Source organism: Chitinophaga sp. CCNWYY40 (assembly GCF_037483205.1).
In the GTDB taxonomy this organism is placed as follows: Bacteria; Bacteroidota; Bacteroidia; order Chitinophagales; family Chitinophagaceae; genus Chitinophaga; species Chitinophaga ginsengisegetis.
In genome coordinates, this window is record NZ_JBBHLF010000001.1 from 864210 (window position 1) to 884208 (window position 19999).

Annotated in this window: 14 protein-coding genes; 5 read left to right on the forward strand and 9 right to left on the reverse strand. The window is 48.4% G+C overall.

Features of this window, described 5'->3' with window-relative positions:
* The first annotated feature begins 98 nt into the window (after positions 1-98).
* Complete coding sequence (locus V7S65_RS03555) at positions 99-2615, forward strand: XrtN system VIT domain-containing protein (RefSeq protein ID WP_336386165.1); 2517 nt, start codon at positions 99-101, stop codon at positions 2613-2615.
* The gene (gene xrtN / locus V7S65_RS03560; protein WP_336386164.1) at positions 2609-3949 is read left to right on the forward strand and encodes an exosortase N; all 1341 of its coding nucleotides are present in this window, start codon (positions 2609-2611) and stop codon (positions 3947-3949) included. Before V7S65_RS03555 ends, xrtN begins: the two co-directional genes overlap by 7 nt.
* On the opposite strand, the gene V7S65_RS03565 is transcribed toward xrtN, so the two are convergent.
* Positions 3939-4352: a hypothetical protein gene (locus V7S65_RS03565; protein WP_227024590.1), complete on the reverse strand. Its 414-nt coding sequence runs from the start codon at positions 4350-4352 to the stop codon at positions 3939-3941. The two genes, xrtN and V7S65_RS03565, sit on opposite strands and share 11 nt — an antisense overlap.
* Positions 4353-4436: 84 nt before the next feature.
* Here V7S65_RS03565 and V7S65_RS03570 point away from each other — a divergent pair, with 84 nt between their 5' ends.
* Both V7S65_RS03570 and V7S65_RS03575 read left to right on the forward strand, forming a co-directional pair.
* On the forward strand, positions 4437-5255 hold the full coding sequence (locus V7S65_RS03570; protein WP_336386163.1) for an alpha/beta hydrolase: 819 nt from the start codon (positions 4437-4439) through the stop codon (positions 5253-5255).
* Positions 5256-5284: 29 nt separating this feature from the next.
* Positions 5285-6070: a porin family protein gene (locus V7S65_RS03575; RefSeq protein WP_079468187.1), complete on the forward strand. Its 786-nt coding sequence runs from the start codon at positions 5285-5287 to the stop codon at positions 6068-6070.
* 53 nt (positions 6071-6123) lie between these two features.
* Here the strand turns inward: V7S65_RS03575 and V7S65_RS03580 are convergent, their stop codons facing one another.
* Positions 6124-6840: a 3-ketoacyl-ACP reductase gene (locus V7S65_RS03580; protein WP_079468186.1), complete on the reverse strand. Its 717-nt coding sequence runs from the start codon at positions 6838-6840 to the stop codon at positions 6124-6126.
* A 103-nt stretch (positions 6841-6943) separates the two neighbouring features.
* Between V7S65_RS03580 and V7S65_RS03585 the strand changes: the two genes are divergently transcribed.
* Positions 6944-7813, forward strand: coding sequence for an aldose 1-epimerase family protein (locus V7S65_RS03585; RefSeq protein WP_336386162.1), 870 nt, complete (start codon positions 6944-6946; stop codon positions 7811-7813).
* Between the two features lie 44 nt (positions 7814-7857).
* Here the strand turns inward: V7S65_RS03585 and V7S65_RS03590 are convergent, their stop codons facing one another.
* From V7S65_RS03590 to V7S65_RS03620, 7 genes are all read right to left on the reverse strand, one after another.
* On the reverse strand, positions 7858-8373 hold the full coding sequence (locus tag V7S65_RS03590; protein ID WP_079468184.1) for a hypothetical protein: 516 nt from the start codon (positions 8371-8373) through the stop codon (positions 7858-7860).
* Between the two features lie 66 nt (positions 8374-8439).
* On the reverse strand, positions 8440-11574 hold the full coding sequence (locus V7S65_RS03595; RefSeq protein ID WP_336386161.1) for an efflux RND transporter permease subunit: 3135 nt from the start codon (positions 11572-11574) through the stop codon (positions 8440-8442).
* A gap of 11 nt (positions 11575-11585) precedes the next feature.
* Entirely contained in the window at positions 11586-12629 is a 1044-nt protein-coding gene (locus V7S65_RS03600) for an efflux RND transporter periplasmic adaptor subunit (RefSeq protein WP_079468182.1), read from the reverse strand.
* Positions 12630-12639: 10 nt separating this feature from the next.
* On the reverse strand, positions 12640-14010 hold the full coding sequence (locus V7S65_RS03605) for a TolC family protein (RefSeq protein WP_111578822.1): 1371 nt from the start codon (positions 14008-14010) through the stop codon (positions 12640-12642).
* Between the two features lie 161 nt (positions 14011-14171).
* Positions 14172-14789: a TetR/AcrR family transcriptional regulator gene (locus V7S65_RS03610; RefSeq protein WP_336386160.1), complete on the reverse strand. Its 618-nt coding sequence runs from the start codon at positions 14787-14789 to the stop codon at positions 14172-14174.
* An 84-nt stretch (positions 14790-14873) separates the two neighbouring features.
* Positions 14874-17099, reverse strand: a complete 2226-nt coding sequence (locus V7S65_RS03615) for a DUF4838 domain-containing protein (RefSeq protein ID WP_336386159.1) — start codon at positions 17097-17099, stop codon at positions 14874-14876.
* A 22-nt stretch (positions 17100-17121) separates the two neighbouring features.
* The gene (locus V7S65_RS03620; RefSeq protein ID WP_336386158.1) at positions 17122-19983 is read right to left on the reverse strand and encodes a tetratricopeptide repeat protein; all 2862 of its coding nucleotides are present in this window, start codon (positions 19981-19983) and stop codon (positions 17122-17124) included.
* Between the last annotated feature and the right edge of the window lie 16 nt (positions 19984-19999).

Genomic DNA, 19999 nt, shown 5'->3' on the forward strand with positions numbered 1-19999 from the left:
CTGGCGATGATTTTCTAATCAAGCTGATTTTTATTAATACTTTGTAGTGCAAAGTACTTTTTATTTTATATCTTTGGGGCGTATTCAAATCATCTATAATGGAAGTCAATACCTCCAGAACCCTGCCGGCGCCTTATGTGTTCGGCCTTACATTGCTATGTTTCGCCCTTATCGCCAGGTGCTATTCCGCCTTTCCACCGGCAGGTACAAATTCCGACGGCGTATTCATCATTACACACCTGATCACCTTACTTTATTTTTTCAGTTGCTGGATCGGCGGCTTTCTTAAACCCTGGGAGGGAAGAAGAAAAGTGATGTCTGTATTCGTAGTGCTGCTGCTCACAGATGCCTATACGGTGAATGAGTCCATTCGTGTATTTGAATCATCTTCTACCTGGTCGGCGGTTATGCTGATTTTTATCTGCGCCAATATACTGGCATTTGGATTTTTTGAAAGATGGCCGGAATGGGTAAAATACCTGCAATGCGCGGTACTTGGCTTTACATTGCTGCTGCCCTTTTACCTGGCTTTTTACCTGTTGCCGGTGTACCTGGTAAGCCTGATCGGCCTGTTGGCCATCGGACTTTCCATCGTTACATTTTCACCCATTTTCCTGCTCTGGTTTAACTTCCGGATGGTGAGAAAACTGGTATGGCCGGTGCGCAGCTACCGGCTCACCTATTTGTGGTCGGGCGCAGTGGCAGCACTGGCAGTAATACTATACATGGTGGCATATGCGAACGACAAAAGCAAAATGGAGCACGCCTATACGAAAAGTAATATTGCAGTAAGAGAGGAGTTGCCACCCTGGATCAAGGCCGCGCAGGAGGCCGGGACCGGGTTCATAACAGCGCAGCTGCTGAAAACGGATATCGTTTATACCAGCCCGGGTGTGCAGTCGGGTTTCAATCTTTGGGATATGCCCGACAGGGAGTTTGGAGAAAGACGAACACATGATCCGCTGTTTATGACCGCGGGCGCATTTTTGGGTACTATAACTATCCCGGAAGAAGACCGCCTGAAGATGCTGAACGTAATGTTTGATAAAAGACATTATACGGTAGACCGCTACTGGACCGGAAAAGACCTGGTAACTACCGGCGTAAGTACAACCGCCAACATCTGGCCACAGCATCACTTGGCCTACACAGAAAATATTTACACGGTTAAAAATATTCCCAAACGCAGATGGAGCAGCAGCGAAGAAGCCATTTACACATTTCATCTCCCGGAGGGCGCAGTAGTTACTTCTCTCTCGTTGTGGATCAATAACCGAGAAGAAAAAGCCATCCTCACTACCCAGGCGAAAGCCACGGAAGCCTATTCGGAAATTGTAGGCCGGCAACAACGCGATCCGTCGGTGGTACACTGGCAGGAAGGCAACCGCGTAGTAGTACGTGTATTCCCCGTACTACAGAATGAAGAACGGAAATTTAAGATCGGGATCACTTCGCCATTGAAAGTACAACACGGTAAACTGGTGTATCAACCGGTATGGTTTGAAGGCCCGGCACATGAGGATGCGCATTACGAAGTAAAACTCAATATGGATAAATGGCCCGGAGAACTGAGCTATCCCGGTGGGTTCTATTCAGACAAGGGGAAGACGGTCGGAAAAACCGGGAAGTATGATGCGGACTGGGAGTTGACAATGCGCAATGAAGCAACAGACAATGCGGCTTTCAGCTTTAACGGTCAGCGATATACGTTGTTGCCCTACCAACCTTCCTATGAATTATTTGTACCGGAAAACTACTACCTGGATGTAAATAATAGCTGGAGCTATGATGACTACCGGGAGATCATCTCTCAACTCAACAATAAAAAGGTATGGATGTTTCATCCCCGCAAAGGGATGATGGCAGTGAAGGAAGATAATAAGCAATCACTCTTCAACGAATTGCACGATCAACGCTTTTCCCTGTTCCCATTTTATAAAATAACCAACCCTGCAACAGCACTGGTGATCAGCGCTTCAGACAATATTTCGCCTCAACTCAGCGACCTGGATACTTCCGCTTTCAGGAATAACCTGCGCCGTTTTCTATCTCACGAAAAAATAAGATTATACAATATAAGTAATACCCTAAGCCCTTACCTGGCTACGCTGAAGGAGTCACGGTCACTGGTATACGAAAACGGCACGAAGGATCAGTTGCTGGCGCAGTTACGTAACAACAGCTTCCTGCGCCAGGAGGAAGACAGCAACCAGCTGATCATGGAAGATGCGCAAATCCGCATTGCCCGTAGCATGGATCGCACTCAAACAGAGGGGCCGGATCATCTGGCGCGCCTGTTCGCTTACAATTCCATCCTGAAAGAACTGGGGCCAAAAGTTGCAGGAGAAGATTTGTCCTCCGATACAGCGTTGATCAATGCCGCCAAAGCTGCTTACGTGGTCACGCCGTTGTCCAGTTTAATTGTGCTTGAAACACAGGCCGACTACGATAAATTCAAGATCAGCGATGATGTAAACAGCCTGAAGAACGCCTCTCTGAAAGGTCATGGTGCCGTACCCGAACCGCACGAATGGGCGCTTTTCATCATAGCAGTAGCCATACTTGCCTATGTACGGTTCGAAAAATTATTCAAACGAAAAAGAAGCGCATGCTAACGTTACCGCATACACGTATATTGAATAAAGGGACAAAACTGCCGGTATTATTGTTGGCAGTTTATACCGTACTGGGCATTTTACAACTGCAACATTATTTCTCCTGGGAGAGTACTTTCTTCCTGCTATGCGTAATAGCGATGGGAGTGGTGTTGAAGGTGGACCAGTCACGCCCCGGCAGTATGCGTTGCGGCTGGATAGCCCTGTTCTTTTTGTTACTGTCGTGGCAGATCCCTGTATTAACTTTCCGGTATGCCACGCTTATTACCACCTTGTTTTTTGTAACAGAATTTTTTTTCGGGAGATTACAAACGCTCACTTTCATCACTGCTGCGCTTATTGCACCCGCAATTGATTTTGTGGTAAACGTATTCAGTTTCCCGATCAGGTTATGGCTCACCGGTGTAGCTGGTAACATACTGGCAGGCATCAACCCGCAGGTTACCACTACCGGCAATATGATCCTGCTGGGAAGTAATGAGTTCAGTGTAGACCCTGCCTGTATGGGTTTACAGATGATGCTTACTTCACTACTATGTGGTGTGATGCTGATAGCCCTTTACCAGCGCCGTTATCAGAAAGTACTGCCGTTAACCGGTATAGTGGTGGTATTAGTGGTTATTGCCGGGTTAAACATAATCGCTAACCTGTTCCGGATTATATTGCTGGTGCAGTTTGCTTTACCGCCGGAAACAATGGCGCATGATGCGATGGGGATCGCCACGCTGCTGATCTATGTGATCCTGCCGCTGCTCCCCGGCATCAAGTGGATGCTGCAACGTTACGGAAAAGTAAACTCCGCGTACAATGGCGTGCAGCCGCCACCGTTATATGGCTGGTTATTGCACGCGGTGCTGGCTGCCGGTATTATTGGCGGACACTTTTTTATGACCCCAAAAAGTACCGCTTCCGGTGAAATGGATCAGCAGGTAAAGCACCTGTCCGGCTATAGCTACGCCGTATTGGACGGTCATATCGTCAAACAAACAAAAACTAATGCCTTATTGTATGTAAAAGGAATCCCGGGATTTTATTTTACGGATCATCAGCCCATGATCTGCTGGAAAGGAAGTGGCTTTGGGTTTTATAAGATACAGGAAGCAACTATAGAGAGCGCGAAAGTGTATACTGCTGAATTGAAGAAAGAGAACAGTACGTTGTACACTGCCTGGTGGTATGAAAGCCGTACCCGCCGCAGCAGCAGTCAACTCGAATGGAGATGGGATGCGCTCTGCAGCGGGAATAATTATTACCTGGTAAATATTACGGTAGAAGACAAATCCTTACTGGAACCGGAAATACGGGCATTGCTGCACACGCATCTTATTCAGTGATCACTTCTGTTTCCTTATGCCTGGGTTGATAATACAAGTAGAAATAAGCCAGTATTAATATCCCGGTTACAAAAGGAATCAGCGCCAGGTGTTTAAAGGTAATATCGCCTGTTATTACCTGTGTGTCAAAATGGAAAAACTCACTGATCATCCAGTAGGAGTTGGCTGCAATCCATACAGAAATCGCCACATTGTGGCACAGCTCCGACATAAACTGGCGGGTACGCCACGCGATCACGATGGAAATGATCAGGGTGGGGAAGATCATCGCTACGCCCAGGGGCTTCCATATCATGCACCAGCTGATATCTTTCAACAGCCAGAAAACAATATGAAGGTTTTCCATCTTACGGTAACTTAAAGGAATGCTGTATACCGGCGAAGTGGTGGCTTGTTTGCTCATTTGTGTTATTCAGTTAATTTTATCTGGTTGAAATAGGGCGTAAAGATATTCTTTATCTTCGTTTCTGCACCAGCACCTCCGGCTATGAATGAATTTTACTGGTTTTATCAGCGTACCAGGTTTCATGGTATCAACTGGATCCCTGAAAACTTCGGGCGGGTCATGATCATTGTACATGGCATTGGTGAGCATATTGGCCGCTACGATCATGTGGCTGCCTTTTTCATGAAGGAAGGATACCTGGTGATTGGCATCGATCATTATGGCCACGGTAAAAGCGATGGAACAAAAGGCGCGACCAAAGGCTTTGAATTTATGTTTGATTATTTACAAAGCTTTGTGCGGCATGTGGAAGATACCTACCACAAACCGGTGGTAATGTATGGGCATAGTATGGGCGGCGGCGTGCTCACCGGCTTCTTACTCCGGCGGCAGCCGGAAATCATGGCGGCGGTTATTTCCGCGCCGGCTTTGATCATTGGTATGCGCCCCGGCGGGTTCCTGAAAGGCGTGCTGAAAGTGGCCAGCGCCATTGCCCCCAATATCCGGATCAAACAGGGACTGGACATCAATAAAATTTCACATGATAAGACCGAAGTAGAGAAATTCAGGGCTGATCCCCTGCGGCATGATAAACTGAGCCTGCGGCTGGCTAACGATATGATCAAAACCGGCGCCTGGTGCCTGTTACACGCGGCTGAACTATGTGTACCATCGCTGCTTATCCACGGCAATGCCGATGAATTTACCGCCGTGGAAGGCTCCCGCTTATTTGCTGAAAGGGCGCCCTCCGCCTTGCTTACCTACCGTGAGTGGGAGGGCATGTACCACGAAATGCATAACGAACCCGCCAGCCGGGAAGTATTATTGTTTATAGCGGGCTGGCTAAGTAATGTGAGATAAGTAGTAAATTCGGTTACAATTTATTAACTATGAAATTCTATCGCTCTTACAAATGGCTCCTGCCTGTTCTCCTGCTATGCTGCTGTATACAGGCAAATGCACAGGTCGATCTTGGTGTCCGCGGAGGCATCAGTATCCCGAATCTTACTGCCGGCGGTAGTGAGAGCAATCCCCTCAATACGGGCTACAGCTCCCGCCAGGGACCGGATTTTGGTATCCTGGGTGAATATCACATCAGCAAACTCTTTTCTATTGAAGCTATGATCTCCTACTCATCACAGGGTGGTAAAAAGGAAGGGATACAGGCATTCCCGTTCCCCCGTGAAATGGCCGGTGCATTGCCTCCCAGCGTGCCGCCGCCAACCTATCTGTATGCAGATTTCAAGAGCCAGGCAAAACTGAACTACCTGATGGTGCCCATCCTGGCTAAATTTGGCTGGAACCTGGGACACACCTCACCCTTACGCCTCTACGTGGACGCAGGTCCGTTCTTCGGCTTCCTCCTGAGTGCCAAACAGGTCACCAGCGGCAGCAGCATCCTTTACCTCGATGAGGAAGGTAAACAGCCTATTACGCAGCAACCCCAGTCTTTCGACAAAACAACAGACATCAAAGACCAGTTGCATACTTTTAATGTGGGAGTAAGCGGGAACTTAGGACTGGCCTATATCTTCGGCCGTCACCAGGTATTTGTGGAAGGGGGTGGGAACTATGGTTTCCTCAATATCCAGGAAGGCAGTGCCAATGGTAAAAATAATACCGGCGCCGCTACGGCCTCTATCGGGTATGCCTATCGCATTTGTAATAAAAAATAAAAGGATACCCTTGTTTCAGCAGGCGCCTTCCTGCTGAAACAAGGGGCCTGTCGTTATGGATTGGTAGACCATAACCCGGCTGATTTCACCAGCACTCTTCTGTTCAGCTTCAGCTGCGCCACTACAAACTCCGCCAGGTCTTCCGGCTGCAATACTTTGTCCGGGTTACCATCCGTTAAATTCAGGTCTTTTGCCATATCCGTTGCAATGGTGCTCGGCGTTAAGGCGCTTACCCGGATATTGTGTTTCCTTACTTCCAGCATCAGCGACTCTGTTAAGCCCAGCAGCCCGAACTTGGAAGCGCTGTAAGCGCTGGTAAGCGGTGCGCCCCGTTGTCCTGCTGTGGAAGATATATTGATGATGTCACCGGTTTTTCTTGCTATCATGCCCGGTAATACGGCACGGGTTACATAATACACGCCCAGCAGGTTTACCCGGATAATCTGCTCCCATTGAACGGGGTCCAGGTCCATAAAATTGCCAAAAGCAGCAATGCCGGCATTGTTGATCAGGATATCGGGTTCCCCCAATTCTTTTGTCAGCTGGGCCACCGCCTCATTCACCGCGGGAAGATCACTCACATCTGCAGTTGCATAAGCAACTTTTACGCCCATACCACTGATTTCCTTTGCCACTGCTTCCAGCGGTCCGGCACTACGTCCCAACAGGGCTATATCTACGCCTTCCTGTGCCAGCGCTACTGCCAGCGCACGGCCTATGCCTTTGCCACCACCGGTGATCAGGGCCTTTTTTCCTTTTAATGATTCCATAATGCCTTCGCTTTGTAAGGTTTAAAAATACCTGGCAAAGGTACAAAGCTTTGTTCCATTTACAGCCTATCTTCGCATTGTTCCATTATAACAGCTTCAGATTATGATACAGATATCCAACGAAAAACTCACCGTACTGGTGAACCCCCAGGGAGCAGAACTGCAGAGCATTGTGAGGAAAGATACCGGCCTCGAATATTTATGGAGTGGCGACCCCGCCTTCTGGGGCAAGAAAAGCCCCGTATTATTCCCCGTAGTAGGGGGCCTGAAAGAAAATACCTATCAATACCGCGGGGAACTCTACACGCTTGGCCGCCACGGCTTTGCCAGGGAGCAACTGTTTACAGTAACGGAACAGGGAGCGGAATATGTAAGTCTCCGTCTCTCGGATAGCGAAACTACCCGTAAAGTATATCCCTTCCGGTTCGACTTTATCATCCAGTACCTCCTGCAGGACGATCAGTTACAGGTTACCTACCAGGTGCTCAACCGGGATGATAAAACCCTGTTCTTCTCTGTAGGCGCCCATCCGGCCTTTAAATTGCCGCTGGTACCGGATACAACGTATGAAGATTATTACCTGTATTTTAATAAAGAAGAAGAGGCAGGGATCTGGCCATTATCCGCAGGCGGACAGGTAGAAACCACTCCCGTTCCATATCTTCAGCATACGCACGAACTGCCGCTGAAGAAATCCCTGTTTTACAATGATGCCCTGGTATTCAAAAACCTGGCCTCTACGGCCATCAGCATCAAAAGCAACCGTACGCCACATGGCTTAACGCTGGCCTTTGAAGGCTTCCCGTATATGGGCATCTGGGCGGCTAAAGATGCCGACTTTGTTTGTATTGAACCCTGGTGTGGAATTGCTGATAGTGTGGATGCTACCGGGGAGTTGGAAGGGAAAGAGGGGATCAACCGGCTGGCGCCGGATGGATTGTTTGAAAGAACATGGACAGCAACGATATTTTAAAAAGATGAAAAGCTGGTAGTAACAACTACCAGCTTTTCATCTTTTTAAAAATTATATCCGGCTTTCAGGCCAAAGAAACTTCTGGTGCCATCTTTAAACCACGCTTCATACTTGGCTTCCACATCAAGACCCAGTATACGGATACCAACACCCGGAGCTACCAGTCCGCCTACACCGCTGTAGTTTTTACCGGTATATTGAACAGTACCACCTTCTACCTTCACATAAAGAATAGAGATCAGGTTGTACCGCAATCCCAAACGGATAGGTACTACATTGTAATCCGAATAGTTACCGGTTACACCGCCTGTGTTAAAGCTTTTACCGCCAAAATGAAAGTAGCTCACGGAACCCACAGCAGTTAAACCTGCTATCAGCTTTACATCAGCGCCCAAACCAATACCATAACCGGTATTGTGGGTATCACCGAAGTCGCCTACCGGGAAGCCTGCTTCAACAAAAGGTCCGATACTGAATCGTTTCAATTGTGCCTGTGACGACTGTGAACTGATACAGATCATCAGGAGCATGGTTGCAAATGCCAGGAAGATTTTTTTCATAAGAACTAATTTTCAGAGGATTGGTGACTAGCAAATTAGCCATAAAAGTAAGGAACTAATTGCTAATTACGAATTGTGAATTATAGCATGAGGCGATAATACAGATTCATCCTCTTCCCGGTCCTTCCGTTTATGCGAACTATGCCCGTTGTTGTTAATCGCTTCAATCCTCGGCGGAATGAGTTTATACACCACCGGTGTAACAATACGCGACAACAAAGTAGAGCTGATCAAACCACCTATCAGCACAATGGCCAGCGGCGCAATCAGTGGATTAGTGGATATCGCTACAGGAATTAACCCGCCGATAGCCGTGAGGGATGTGAGCACAATAGGCAGGAACCGTACTTCGCCGGCCTCACGGATGGCGGCTTCCAAAGGCTTGCCCTGCATCCGCAACTGGTTGGTAAAGTCTACCAGCAAAATCGTGTTCTTCACCTCAATACCTGCCAGCGCTATCAGTCCGATGATCGCAACAAACGACAGCGAGTTGCCGGTGAGCCACAACGCAATGGCGGCGCCAACAATACCCAAAGGTATCACCGATAAAACGATGAGCATACTCTTAAACGTTTTGAACTGAAGGATCAACACGGCCACAAAAAGGAAGATGGTGACAATGATCACACTCATAAATCCGCCAAAGGAATTTTTCCGGCTCTCTACTTCTCCACCCATCTCGTAAGTGTATCCTGCAGGCAGTTTCAGGGCATCCATCTGTTTTACTACATCTTCTATCACCTGGTCGGTCAGGAAGCCCTTCTTTATAAAAGCGCTCACCGCTACTACGCGGTTTTTCTCCTGGTGCTTAATAGTCAGGGGAGATGTTTCCAGCTGCAGCTGTGCCACCTGTGAAAGCGGAATCGCGGTTCCCTGGCTGTTGTTCACGTACAGATCCCTGAATACATCCAGCGTGGGTTTGGCTGTTTTCTGCTTGGTAAGCAGGATGTCGTAGTCATTATCATTCTGGTCGTTGTACTGACCGAGGTTTATACCGGCCACGGCTAAACGTACCACCCTGTCGATATTGGCGGTGGGGATGCCCAGCTGCTGCGCCTTTTCACGGTCTATCCGCACGCGGATATCCGACTTCAGGTTACTTACCGGGTTGTTGATATAAATGGTGCCCTGGGTTTTCTCCAGCATCTTTTCCACATTGCCGGCTAAAGATCGTAAGGTGTCCAGATTATCTCCAAACAACCGTACTTCCACCGGCGCTACCATCGGCGGTCCCTGCTCAAAGTTTTTTACCTCTACTTTGGCGCCGGGATAAGGTGTCCATTTTTTACGGAGCGATTCAATCAGTTTGTTTTTGTCGGCCGGACTGGTATGTGGATCCAGCTGCACAAAGAGCTGCGCATAATCACTTTTTTCATTTTCCTGTATTTCGTTGTAGTAGATACGGGGATTGCCTTTGCCGATATTACTGGCATACGAGCTTACCATCTTTTCCTGCTTCAGTTCTTTTTCTATCTGCTGCACAATACTGTTGGTATAGCTCAGGTTCGACTGTGGCGGAGCAAAAATATTGATAAGAAACTGCGGCTTTTCTGATGCAGGAAACAGGCTGAAACCAATCACCTTAAACAATCCGACGGAGGCGCCAAAAATTACCAGTGACACCACGATAGTGATCACGGGGCGATGCAATGCTTTGTCGAGCAGCTTTGCATAACTGCCGTGGATCAGCCTTTTGAGCAAACGCATAAACAGGTTGCCTTCCGGATTACCGGTGTGCTCCTTCAGCAAACGGCTGGCAAGGAACGGGATAATAGTCAGCGACACGGCCATAGATGCCAGCACGCTGAAGATCACGGCCAGCGGGAGACTGCGGATAAAATCACCGCTGCCTTCCGGCATAAATACCAGCGGCATAAACGAGATGACCAATGCGGCGGTGCAGCCGATTACCGCCAGCCCTATCTGTGAAGTGGCCTTCAGCGTGGCTTCCATACGGCTATGTCCTTCCAGTATCCATCTTTCTATATTCTCTACTACCACAATACTATCATCTACCAGTAGTCCCAATGCTACTACCAATCCTACAATGCTCAGTTGATTCAGGCTATAGCCAAATAGCTGCAGCAATACAATACCAATGGACAGCGACAGGGGGATAGAGATCATCACAATGAGTGCCGGCCGCTGGCCCAATGGGAGCAGGGTAAAGGCCACCAGCAGGATAGCAATGATAAAGTCTTTTCCCAAACCGCTTAAACGGCCGTTTACGGCGTCGGCCTGGTCGAAATACTGCACCAGGTCGATATTGGCGGGCAACGTCTTTTTGAACTTCTCAATTACCGGCTTATAAGCGATCTGTGTTTTGGTAATATTTTCACCGGTTTTCTGTGCTGCGGATACTACCACACACCGGTGACCATTCAGCCGTACAAAATACTTTTCGTCTTCAAAACCATAATATACGCGGGCAATATCTTTCAGGAAAATATTTTTCCCGTTACCGGCAGATACAATCGTGTTGCTGATTTCATCGATGTGCTGATAGTTACCGCTGGTTTTAATATTGAAACTTTTATCACCCGCATCGATACTACCACCAGGTATATTGGCCATTTCACTTTGCATGGCTGTCATCACGGTATTCACCGGCAGGTGGAGCTGCGCCATTTTATCCAATTGAAGTTCTACCCTTACCTGTTGTTCCGGCAAGCCATGCAGCTTTACGTTTTTCAGGGATGGCACTTTCTCCAGTTCATCCTGCAATTTATCGGCATAGTAGCGGAGTTTGTCGCGGGAGGTGTTTTCAGAGATTAATGCTACCTGCAGGATATTTACATCAGAGGGTTCCTGTTTCTGCACTTCAATGCTGTAAATATCTGCCGGCAGTTCCTGCCGTTTGTTGTTTACTTCTCTCACCAGTTCCTGGTATTTCTGGTCTACGTTGGAGCTGTATTTATATTCCACGTGCATAACGGCCACACCATCGCTGATGGAGGTACGAACACGTTTCATATCGTCCAGTCCGTAGATTTCTTTTTCCAGTGGATCTACCACCATGTCTTCCATGTCTTTAGGGCTGGTACCGGGGTACACTACAACGACATTGAATTGCGGCGATCTCAGTTCCGGATCTTCGGAGCGGGGCATATTGAGGATGGTGGTGATGCCCAGCACGATGATCATTATGAATATCACCAGCGTGAACTGGTAATTTTTGACGGCATATCTGGCTATTTTCATGATCGTAATAGTTATTGGATGATACGGATAGGTGATTGATCCTTCAGATAGGCACTGCCGGAAATAATGAGTGCCTTCGCCTGTTCCATGCCGGTGCTGATGAGTACATTTTCTTTTTCCATACCTGCGATGGTAACGGGTATTTTCTGCGCGGTTTTATTGTCGTTGGTTACAAATACGAAACCGCTGCTGCCGTTACCATCCAGGAGAGAGGCGTATGGAATGCTCCATGCCGTGCTGCCGGAAACTGCGCCGGCATGAATATGACAGCGGCCAAACATGCCGGCCGCGATAGCGGCGGGCTTGTTGCCGGTGAGTTGTACATCAATGAGGAAGGTACCGCTTTGTGCATCAATGCCTTCAGATTTACGTGTAACCGTTCCAGTGAGTGAATCGCCGGGGATGCCGGATATTTCAATGCTGGCTTTGTCGCCGTTTTTTACCTGCGCCCATTCCCTGTCGCTCACGCCTACACGAAGTAACCAGTGCGAGCTGCTGGCGCCATTGGTTTGTAATACCGGTGTGCCTGCATTCACCATTTGTCCGCTGCTCACCAGTTTATGCAATACATACCCATCCTGTGTGGCGTGAATAGCAGAGAAGCTGCGGTTAAACTGGGTAGTGCTCAGTTGCTGCCTTGCCTGGTCCATAGTGGTTTTGCTGTTTTCCAGCTGTTCCTGTGTGGCTACGCTGTCGTTATGCAACCGTACAATACGCTGGTAATCGCGCTGGGCTTTTTCAAAGGCCAGCTGGTCTTTTTGCACCTGCGCATTTATTTCTGTGAGATTGAGTGTTGCCAGTAATTGTCCCTTATGTACTTTATCACCTTCCTTAACCAGGATGTTGCTGATGATACCGTTGGTTTTGAAAGAAAGATATACTTCATCGTCGGTGGTAAATTGCCCGGAAGCATTGATCGTAACGGCGGTTCCCTGTTTTTCCAGCGGCATAATCTTCACCGGGATGGTATCGGAAACGGTGGTGGTAGCTGCCGGCTTGCTGCCGCAGGAAAACAGCAACAGGGAGAAGGGCAGCAGGAGCAATGTATTTTTCATGGGTGTGAGTTTATTGGTTGTTGTAATTGTTGTTAATATCGTAAGATGCCTGTGCACGTTCTACCGATGCGTAGGCCGTTTGCACAGCAGCCTGTGTTACGGTAGTTTGCAGCTGGGCCTGTGTAAGCTGGTTTTGTGCGTCGAGCAGTTCTATATACAGCAGTTGTCCTTCTTTATATACTTTCATCTGGTCCCGGTAATATCTTTCCGCAAACGATAGCTGGCTTTGGGCAGTTTTGAAATTCAGCAGGGCGGTCTGGTAATTGTTGACAGCTTCGTATAGCTGTAACCGTAGCTGGTCAGTTGTTTGGTCGGCAGCGTTGGTGATGGTGGCTACTTCGTTAGCGGCCTGTTTAATTTTGTATTTGTATTTATGGGAGGCGAACAGGTTCCATTCCAGGTTTACACCAAACAGGTAGTAGCGGGTATCTTTATCGAAACGCGCGCCTGTGCCCTGTGAGCCGAGGTCAATGAAGGTGCTGAGCTTTGGCACCAGGTAGGAGCGTTGCAGTTGTTCGTTTAAGCGGTATACGTTAGCCGCACTTTTGTATTGCGCCAGTTCTTCGCGGCCGTTGATGTCTTTACCGGGCAGCTGTGCCGGCACTTGAAGAAGGGTGCTGTCGAGCGTAATGTTTTCATCGAGTGCGCGGTTCAGCAGGAAGTTGAAATAGGCTTTGGAGTTCTGCCGCGCATTAATGGCTTTGTTGATATCGGCATCCGTTTTTTGTTTCTCTGTTTGTGCGCGGTACAGGGCGGTATTGTTACGTATACCATTACGCACCATGCTTTCATTGATGCGGATGTTTTCATTGATGAGCGACAGGGCGTTATTGTAGATGGCTACTGCCTGTGCGGCCTGGTAGTATTGGTAATAAGCCGATTTAATATCGCGCACCAGTTCCCGCTTGTATACATTCAGGGCTGCCTGTTGCTGTGTAATCTGTTCTCTCCGGATCTTCTGGTTGTAATAGATCTCCGCATTGATCAGCGGCAAACTGGCTCTCACCTTTGCATCGTAAAAGTTATCGGGGTTCAGCTGTACGGATACGTTGTCGATGTTTTTAAAATCGTGGCTGTTGGTCAGCTGATTCAGGCTATTGTACACCGGGTTCATAATGTCCCCGATGGGAAAGTCGATGGTACGGCCTCCTGCCGATTTGGTGTAGCTGCCCAGTACCGATACATTCGGTCCAAAAAGGCTTTTCGCTTCCTGCAAAGCGAGCATTGATTTAGTGAGCTGAAAGTTTTGATCTTTTAGTCCTTTATTGTTGCTGAAGGCGGATTGTATGTATTGATCCAGCACAGAACTTTGTGCAGAGGAGCTGAAACCCGCTGTGAGCAGGATTATTAACAATGCCCCTTTTGTGATTGATGTGTACATAATGAACGGTGTTTATTGAAGCCGAAAAAAATAAAGCCTGCAAGGCTTTTTGTTAATCGTTGTTGATATACTGAACAGTGTTTAATAGAGGGTTTAAAAAAAAGCCGTAGCGGCTTTTTAGTGTATATTTTCCGGTTACATTTCATCTTCACAAAGCAATACTATGCTTTAATCATCCGCAGGTATTCTTTGATGGCTTCGTCCATCACTGCCGGCATATCTTCATCAGATACACCTGAGACTTTAACACATCTTCCCCGCAGGTTCAGGCTTATAAATCCATGTGCAAAGGACCATACCGACAGCGTACCGACAGTTGCATCTTTAAACTTCACTAATTTTTTGTCGATACATTCCTGCATCAGGTTATATAAAGCATCGTAGGCAGGATCTCCATTCTTCCACTTTTCTTCATCCATCACCGCATTCATGGGTGCCTTGATGATAAACATCAGGTCATATAACTCCGGATGATTCCTTGAAAACTCCAGATAGGCATGCGCAAGCTGCTCCAGCCTTTTGAACGGATCGCGGCTATTAACTTTTTGCAGGAACTCTGTTGCCAGGGTCGCAAACGCCTCCGTTTGTACATCGTATAACAGCTGATCTTTATCTTTGTAATAAAGGTAAATAGTTGCAGGACTGTATTCTATTTTGTCAGCAATATTGCGGATCGATACTTTCTCGTATCCGTCCTCCACAAACATTTTAATAGCTACGTCTACAATACGCCTGCGCATCTCAGCCTTTTCACGTTCTTTTCTTTCTATTATGCCCACGTTGAATTGTTTACAGTGCAAATATACTGAACAGTGTTTATTTTCCAAATTTATTTTTGGGAGAAGGGATTTTGAGGGTAGGGTTTACTCCACCATTACCTCGTCGCAACAAAGCGCAGCCTTCTTTCCCTCAACCAGGCGCCAATCAGGAAGCGTAACCGGGCACCTGGCGGTAATCCGGATGTACCTGGCAGCCGTCCCGGAAACAGGGAAAGTATAATGGTTAATCCGCACCGCGTAATCTTCTTCCGGAACAGGAATGTCCTTCACGCCGGCTGAGGTAAAGTGAGTTCCATCCACGGATGTTTCTACCAACACCTGTGTGGGATTGAAAATATAATGCCGCGCGTCCTGTAAAAAATTCATTTGGATCTGGCGGATAGTTTTACTACTGCCCATATCAATAGTGGCAATCATATCCTTGCCATAAGTAAAGAGCCAGTTGTAACTGAAGTCGTTGCCACCGGTTAACCCGTCGGTGAGCGTACGTTCCTTTTTAGGCGTATACTCCGGGGTGTAGGGGTTTACGAGAGTAACCGCTGCACCCAATGCAAGACTCTTTACCCATTTGCGGGAAAACAGCTCCTGCCATTCCTGTGCATATGCATCCGGTGATAATCCTCCTTCTGCAAGTTCCTGCACACCGGCGGTTTTACACTGCGCTACAAACTTCTGTACACGCTGCGGCCACCGCGGATTTACCGTGCCGTCCGGCTGGAGGTAGCCATATTTGTCGGTGCCATAAAAGCGGGATTGCTGCAACACTGCGTATTCCAGGAACAACCGGGTATTATACACCCGGCGGAGATAAAGCGGGTTGTTACCGGCTGCTGCTTCGGCCTTATCCAGGAAACCAGAGTACAGGTCTGTTTGCACGGGCGATAAATAATCATGTGATGAGTAGATTGGGTTGCCATAAATATCCAGCACTGCACGGGTGCTTTTAACGGCGTTAGTGAGCGCATCGAGGTATTGACCCATCGCCGGGGCAGCAGGACCGTAATAGCCCTTTAAAAAGTCGCTGGTGATCTTTTTGATGTCAGCATCCGGTTGCCATAACAGTGCCGCCTGTACGTAGCTGTTGTATTCGGCCATATCACTATAAGTTTCGCCGCTGCCCTGGGAAAACACGCCCTTCACATGATGTGTGGCAAAATACTGCAGGTTGGATTGGAGGTTACTATAATCCGGGAATGGATTCAGGTAATTGGTAAACTGCGTGGTATAGTCCCAGATGAAAAGGTTACCAGTAGTAGCTTCCCAGCCTTCCAGGTTTTTGCGGAAGCCAGCCGCGGAAGACGCCTGCGCCAATGGTTCCTGCCGGAACGCGTCGATAGTGCTCAGCATTATGAATACATTGGCGCCCGGTTTTGTTTTCAGCGGAGCCTTTGCAGTGTAGCCATATGCCAGTGTGGTAAAGCGCTGGTCCGGGAATTGTTTGGCCACCCGGTTTACAAAACGGATCAGTGAACCCTGCGGACCGCCTTCTTCTGCATCTGCCTTGCGGCACAAATCGCAGGTACAGCCACCGCCGCCATCCTGCGGGGCAATGGACCAGTACATGGCATCCGGGTTATCGGCAATGGCTTTTTTAAACCACTCTACCGTTAAAGTATATACGTTTTCATTACTTAAACATAGCTGCAACGGCTGCCTTTTGCCGTTTACCATTGAATAATATTCGGGATGCTCTTTGAAATAAGTATCCGGCGGAAGGATTTTGAAGAAGGAATGTCCCCATATTCCCCACAGGTCTTCAAACCGGTGCAATCCATGCCAGGCGAGGTATTCGGCATCCATAGAAGGAGGGTAGTAGCTTTCCCGGTAAAGAAATGCAGGCTCCCGCAAATCGGAGATCGCGCCGTTCAAACGTATATCCTTCACCGTTGGGATCACGGCAAGACCGGCAGCATCCTTACGGCAACCCATATACGTTTGTAAAGTATAATATACGCCGTATACCACTCCCTGGCCGCTGCCGCCGCGGATAAAGAGCTGTTTGTTTTTACTGCCGGCGAAATAACCTTCTCCGTGAATTTCAGCCGGACCTGCACTATGACTGGTGTTGCCAATAAACACTGCGGGCTGGTCTTTGTATTGTTGTTCTGTTATCACCGGTAATGCAGCCCCGGAAATGCGTTGAATATAATCCCGGAAAATACCCGCCGCTTTGCTTTCTGCTTTGGTGGCCTGCTCCGGCAGCACAATCACATATTCGCTACGTCCCTGCCGTACCAGCGTAATTTCTTCTGCCGAAGGCTGACAGGCGCTGTATAACAACGTAGTGATCATTAACAAAAGGCTGTTCATAATTCTGCACATTGTAGTTCCGTTAAAATTTCCGCTGAAGCGTTACATAAATATCGTACTGGTTCTGGTACCCGGTGTCGCTGATCTTCTGGTTAATCCAGGTGCCGAAAAGCCCGAGTGTGGTCCGGTACCGGATCACTTTCTGGTAACCCGCGCCAATGCTGTGCGTCAGCAAGCCGGAAAGATTAGGAAAGTTAATCAGCCGGCTCCTATCGTCCGGCGAAGTACCCAATCCTGCCACCACCTGCAGATAGTCCTGCCGCCGGTTCATGAAGTAACGGGTGGTAAGATTAAAGGACGTATAAAAATCAGAAGATTCGCTGATGGCGTATCCCCGCAGGTTTACCCAGAAATCACCGAAGGGCTTTGCTACAGAAACCACGCCGGAAAAACTGTTGGTACTGTCCAGGTTCAGGTAACGGCCGCCCAGCTCCACTTCTATATCTTTCTTAAAGGTTTTGAAGATCGAGTATGCCGCCCGCAGTTGGGGGAATACAGTTTTATTGGAATAAGCCAGCATACCATAGGAATACAGTTTAGGCGTGTGCGTGTAATACATTTCTGCCAGTCCCTGTAAGCCGTTACCGGTTTTCCTGCCTGCATAGTTCAGTTGCACAGCATATGAGCCGCGCTTTATGTAGTGCCGGTATTCGATGGTAGCGATGTTGTATTTATCAGACATGTAATCATAACTGGAATTGAGGTAGTACAGCCCAAACTGGTTCTTCAGTGTTTTACTCTGGAGGTAATCCCGGTAATCGGTATTTACAGCAGTTGGCTGCAGCTTTACCACCGAATCGGCCACCAGTGCGGCGGCGGCGAAGTCTTTTTTATTCTCCAGGGTGATGGCCCGTTTCATTAAAAAGGTTTCATTATCCGGGTAGTATTTTATTCCCTGTGCGGAGTAAGCCAGGGCGCTGTCGTAGCGTTGCCGGCCATTGAGGATATTGATACTGTATAATAGCGCCATTGAATCTTTTGGGCGCAGGGCCAGCACCTGGTTAAACATGGCCAGGGCGCTATCGGGTTGCTGATTACGCTGGTAATCCGTACCGGCCGACATCAGGCTGGTGATATATGCATTTTTGTATTTGATCGTATAAGGGTACCGGTTCATCAGGTCACCGGTAATGGCTGCAGATTCATTATATGCGTGCATATCCTGCAGCACGGATGCTTTTTTCAGCAGGAAGTCGCGGTTGCCCGGATAATAAGTCAGCGCTTTATCCGCAAAGTACAGGGCGCTGTCGGGCTTGCCGGTGGCGCTTTGCATATTGATCATATACTCAAGCGCCTCCTGGTTGGAGGGCACTACTGCCAGCACCTGCTCAAACTGTTGTTTGGCGAGATCATATTCTTCTGCACGCATTAAATCACGGCCGGCGGTTAAACGCATGTCGGCAAAGTTATTACTGAAGCGCTCATCGGAAGGGTAGCGTGCGGCCAGTTCACCTGCTATGGCAGCAGCTTCTTCATACCTGCCGGCATCTGCCAGCACACCGGATTTTTTCAGGAGAAAAGATTCGTTGGCCGGGTAATAGGTGAGTGCCTGGTCCAGTACTTTTAATGCAGCGGAAGTATTTTTTTGGGAGATGTAGGTATTGGCGAGCAGTTGCAGCACCGTGGAATCACCGGGACTCACCTGTCTGGCGGATTCAAAGGAAGCCAGGGCCAGGTCGTATTGCTGCTGCGCGAGGTATTCCCGCCCGGTAGCGGTTTGCAGCTGTACCAGTCTTTCTTTGAGCGCCGGGTTGGGTGCGCGCTGATACAGTATCATGGCCAATGCGGCGGCGCTGCCATACTTACGGTCGCCTTCCAGTACATCCATCTTTAACGTCAGCAGGCGGCTGTCGTTAGGATGGGCTTTCAGCCCCCGGTTAATCCACGCCAGCGCTTCCTGGTAGGCGCCACGGGCCATACTGTAACCAATGAGTTTATCCAGTGCTTCCCGGTTGCCTGGATTTTTTTCCAGTACACTTCCATACAGCGTATAGGGGTCCATGTTAGCATAGTAAGTGGCGGCTTCCATGCGCAGGGACGTTTCCAGGGTACGCGCTTTGGCATCTCCGGGATACCGGCGTTGTATTTCCTGCAAGGTACTCAGCGCTTCTGTATAGGCGTGCATGTCTTCCAGTATACCGAGCTTCCGCATCAACAGATCGTAGCTGCCGGGATGTGCGGTGAGTTCATCATTCACCTGTTCCAGGGCCGACTGGTAATTACCACCCTTCAAAGCTACGCCCAGGTTGGCTTCGCGTGCCTCGCGGTTGCGCGGGTCTACAAGCAGTACCCGGTCGTAACTCTGACGCGCCATGCCGCTGTTGCCTAATTGCTGGTAATACTTGCCGCTTTGGAGGTGGTGTTCTATATAGGCATTGCGCACCGTGGTATCTTCAGGATATTTGTTCAGGATGGTTTCGGCGAGTTCATTGCCACGATATACTTTGTGCTGCAGATCCAGGATGCCCAGCTTCTTCAGCATAAATTCCCGGCTGCCGGGGAAATAAGCCAGGGCTTCATCTACATAACATTCTGCTTCTGCATATTTGCCGGTGGTCAGTTCTACATTGATGGCATAGTAATAAGCGTCGCGGTAACGCGGATTTTTTACAAGTACTTCTTTGGTGTATTTCCTGGACAGGTCATATTGTTTGGTGAGCATGTATAAACGCGCCAGCAACAACTGCTGATCAATAAAATCAGGCTGGGCTTTCAGCGCCTGGTGCGATAAGCTGATTGCTTTATCATAGTGCTGCAGTTTGGTTTCCTGAACGGCCTGGTTATACAGGGCCTCTGCATTATTTTTCTGTTTTAAGATCTGCGCCTGCGTTTGCATCGCCCAACACATCAGTATGCCTGTTAACAGATGTTTTAATACAGCCATTTGCTTATCTTTTATG

Excerpts from the sequence above, each read along its gene's own strand:
- V7S65_RS03575 (WP_079468187.1), top strand. The coding sequence starts at position 5,285 with ATGAAATTCTATCGCTCTTACAAATGGCTCCTGCCTGTTCTCCTGCTA.
- V7S65_RS03590 (WP_079468184.1), bottom strand. The coding sequence starts at position 8,373 with ATGAAAAAAATCTTCCTGGCATTTGCAACCATGCTCCTGATGATCTGT.
- V7S65_RS03595 (WP_336386161.1), bottom strand. The coding sequence starts at position 11,574 with ATGAAAATAGCCAGATATGCCGTCAAAAATTACCAGTTCACGCTGGTG.
- V7S65_RS03605 (WP_111578822.1), bottom strand. The coding sequence starts at position 14,010 with ATGTACACATCAATCACAAAAGGGGCATTGTTAATAATCCTGCTCACA.
- V7S65_RS03615 (WP_336386159.1), bottom strand. The coding sequence starts at position 17,099 with ATGAACAGCCTTTTGTTAATGATCACTACGTTGTTATACAGCGCCTGT.
- V7S65_RS03580 (WP_079468186.1), bottom strand. The coding sequence starts at position 6,840 with ATGGAATCATTAAAAGGAAAAAAGGCCCTGATCACCGGTGGTGGCAAA.
- xrtN (WP_336386164.1), top strand. The coding sequence starts at position 2,609 with ATGCTAACGTTACCGCATACACGTATATTGAATAAAGGGACAAAACTG.
- V7S65_RS03585 (WP_336386162.1), top strand. The coding sequence starts at position 6,944 with ATGATACAGATATCCAACGAAAAACTCACCGTACTGGTGAACCCCCAG.
- V7S65_RS03600 (WP_079468182.1), bottom strand. The coding sequence starts at position 12,629 with ATGAAAAATACATTGCTCCTGCTGCCCTTCTCCCTGTTGCTGTTTTCC.
- V7S65_RS03565 (WP_227024590.1), bottom strand. The coding sequence starts at position 4,352 with ATGAGCAAACAAGCCACCACTTCGCCGGTATACAGCATTCCTTTAAGT.
- V7S65_RS03570 (WP_336386163.1), top strand. The coding sequence starts at position 4,437 with ATGAATGAATTTTACTGGTTTTATCAGCGTACCAGGTTTCATGGTATC.
- V7S65_RS03620 (WP_336386158.1), bottom strand. The coding sequence starts at position 19,983 with ATGGCTGTATTAAAACATCTGTTAACAGGCATACTGATGTGTTGGGCG.
- V7S65_RS03555 (WP_336386165.1), top strand. The coding sequence starts at position 99 with ATGGAAGTCAATACCTCCAGAACCCTGCCGGCGCCTTATGTGTTCGGC.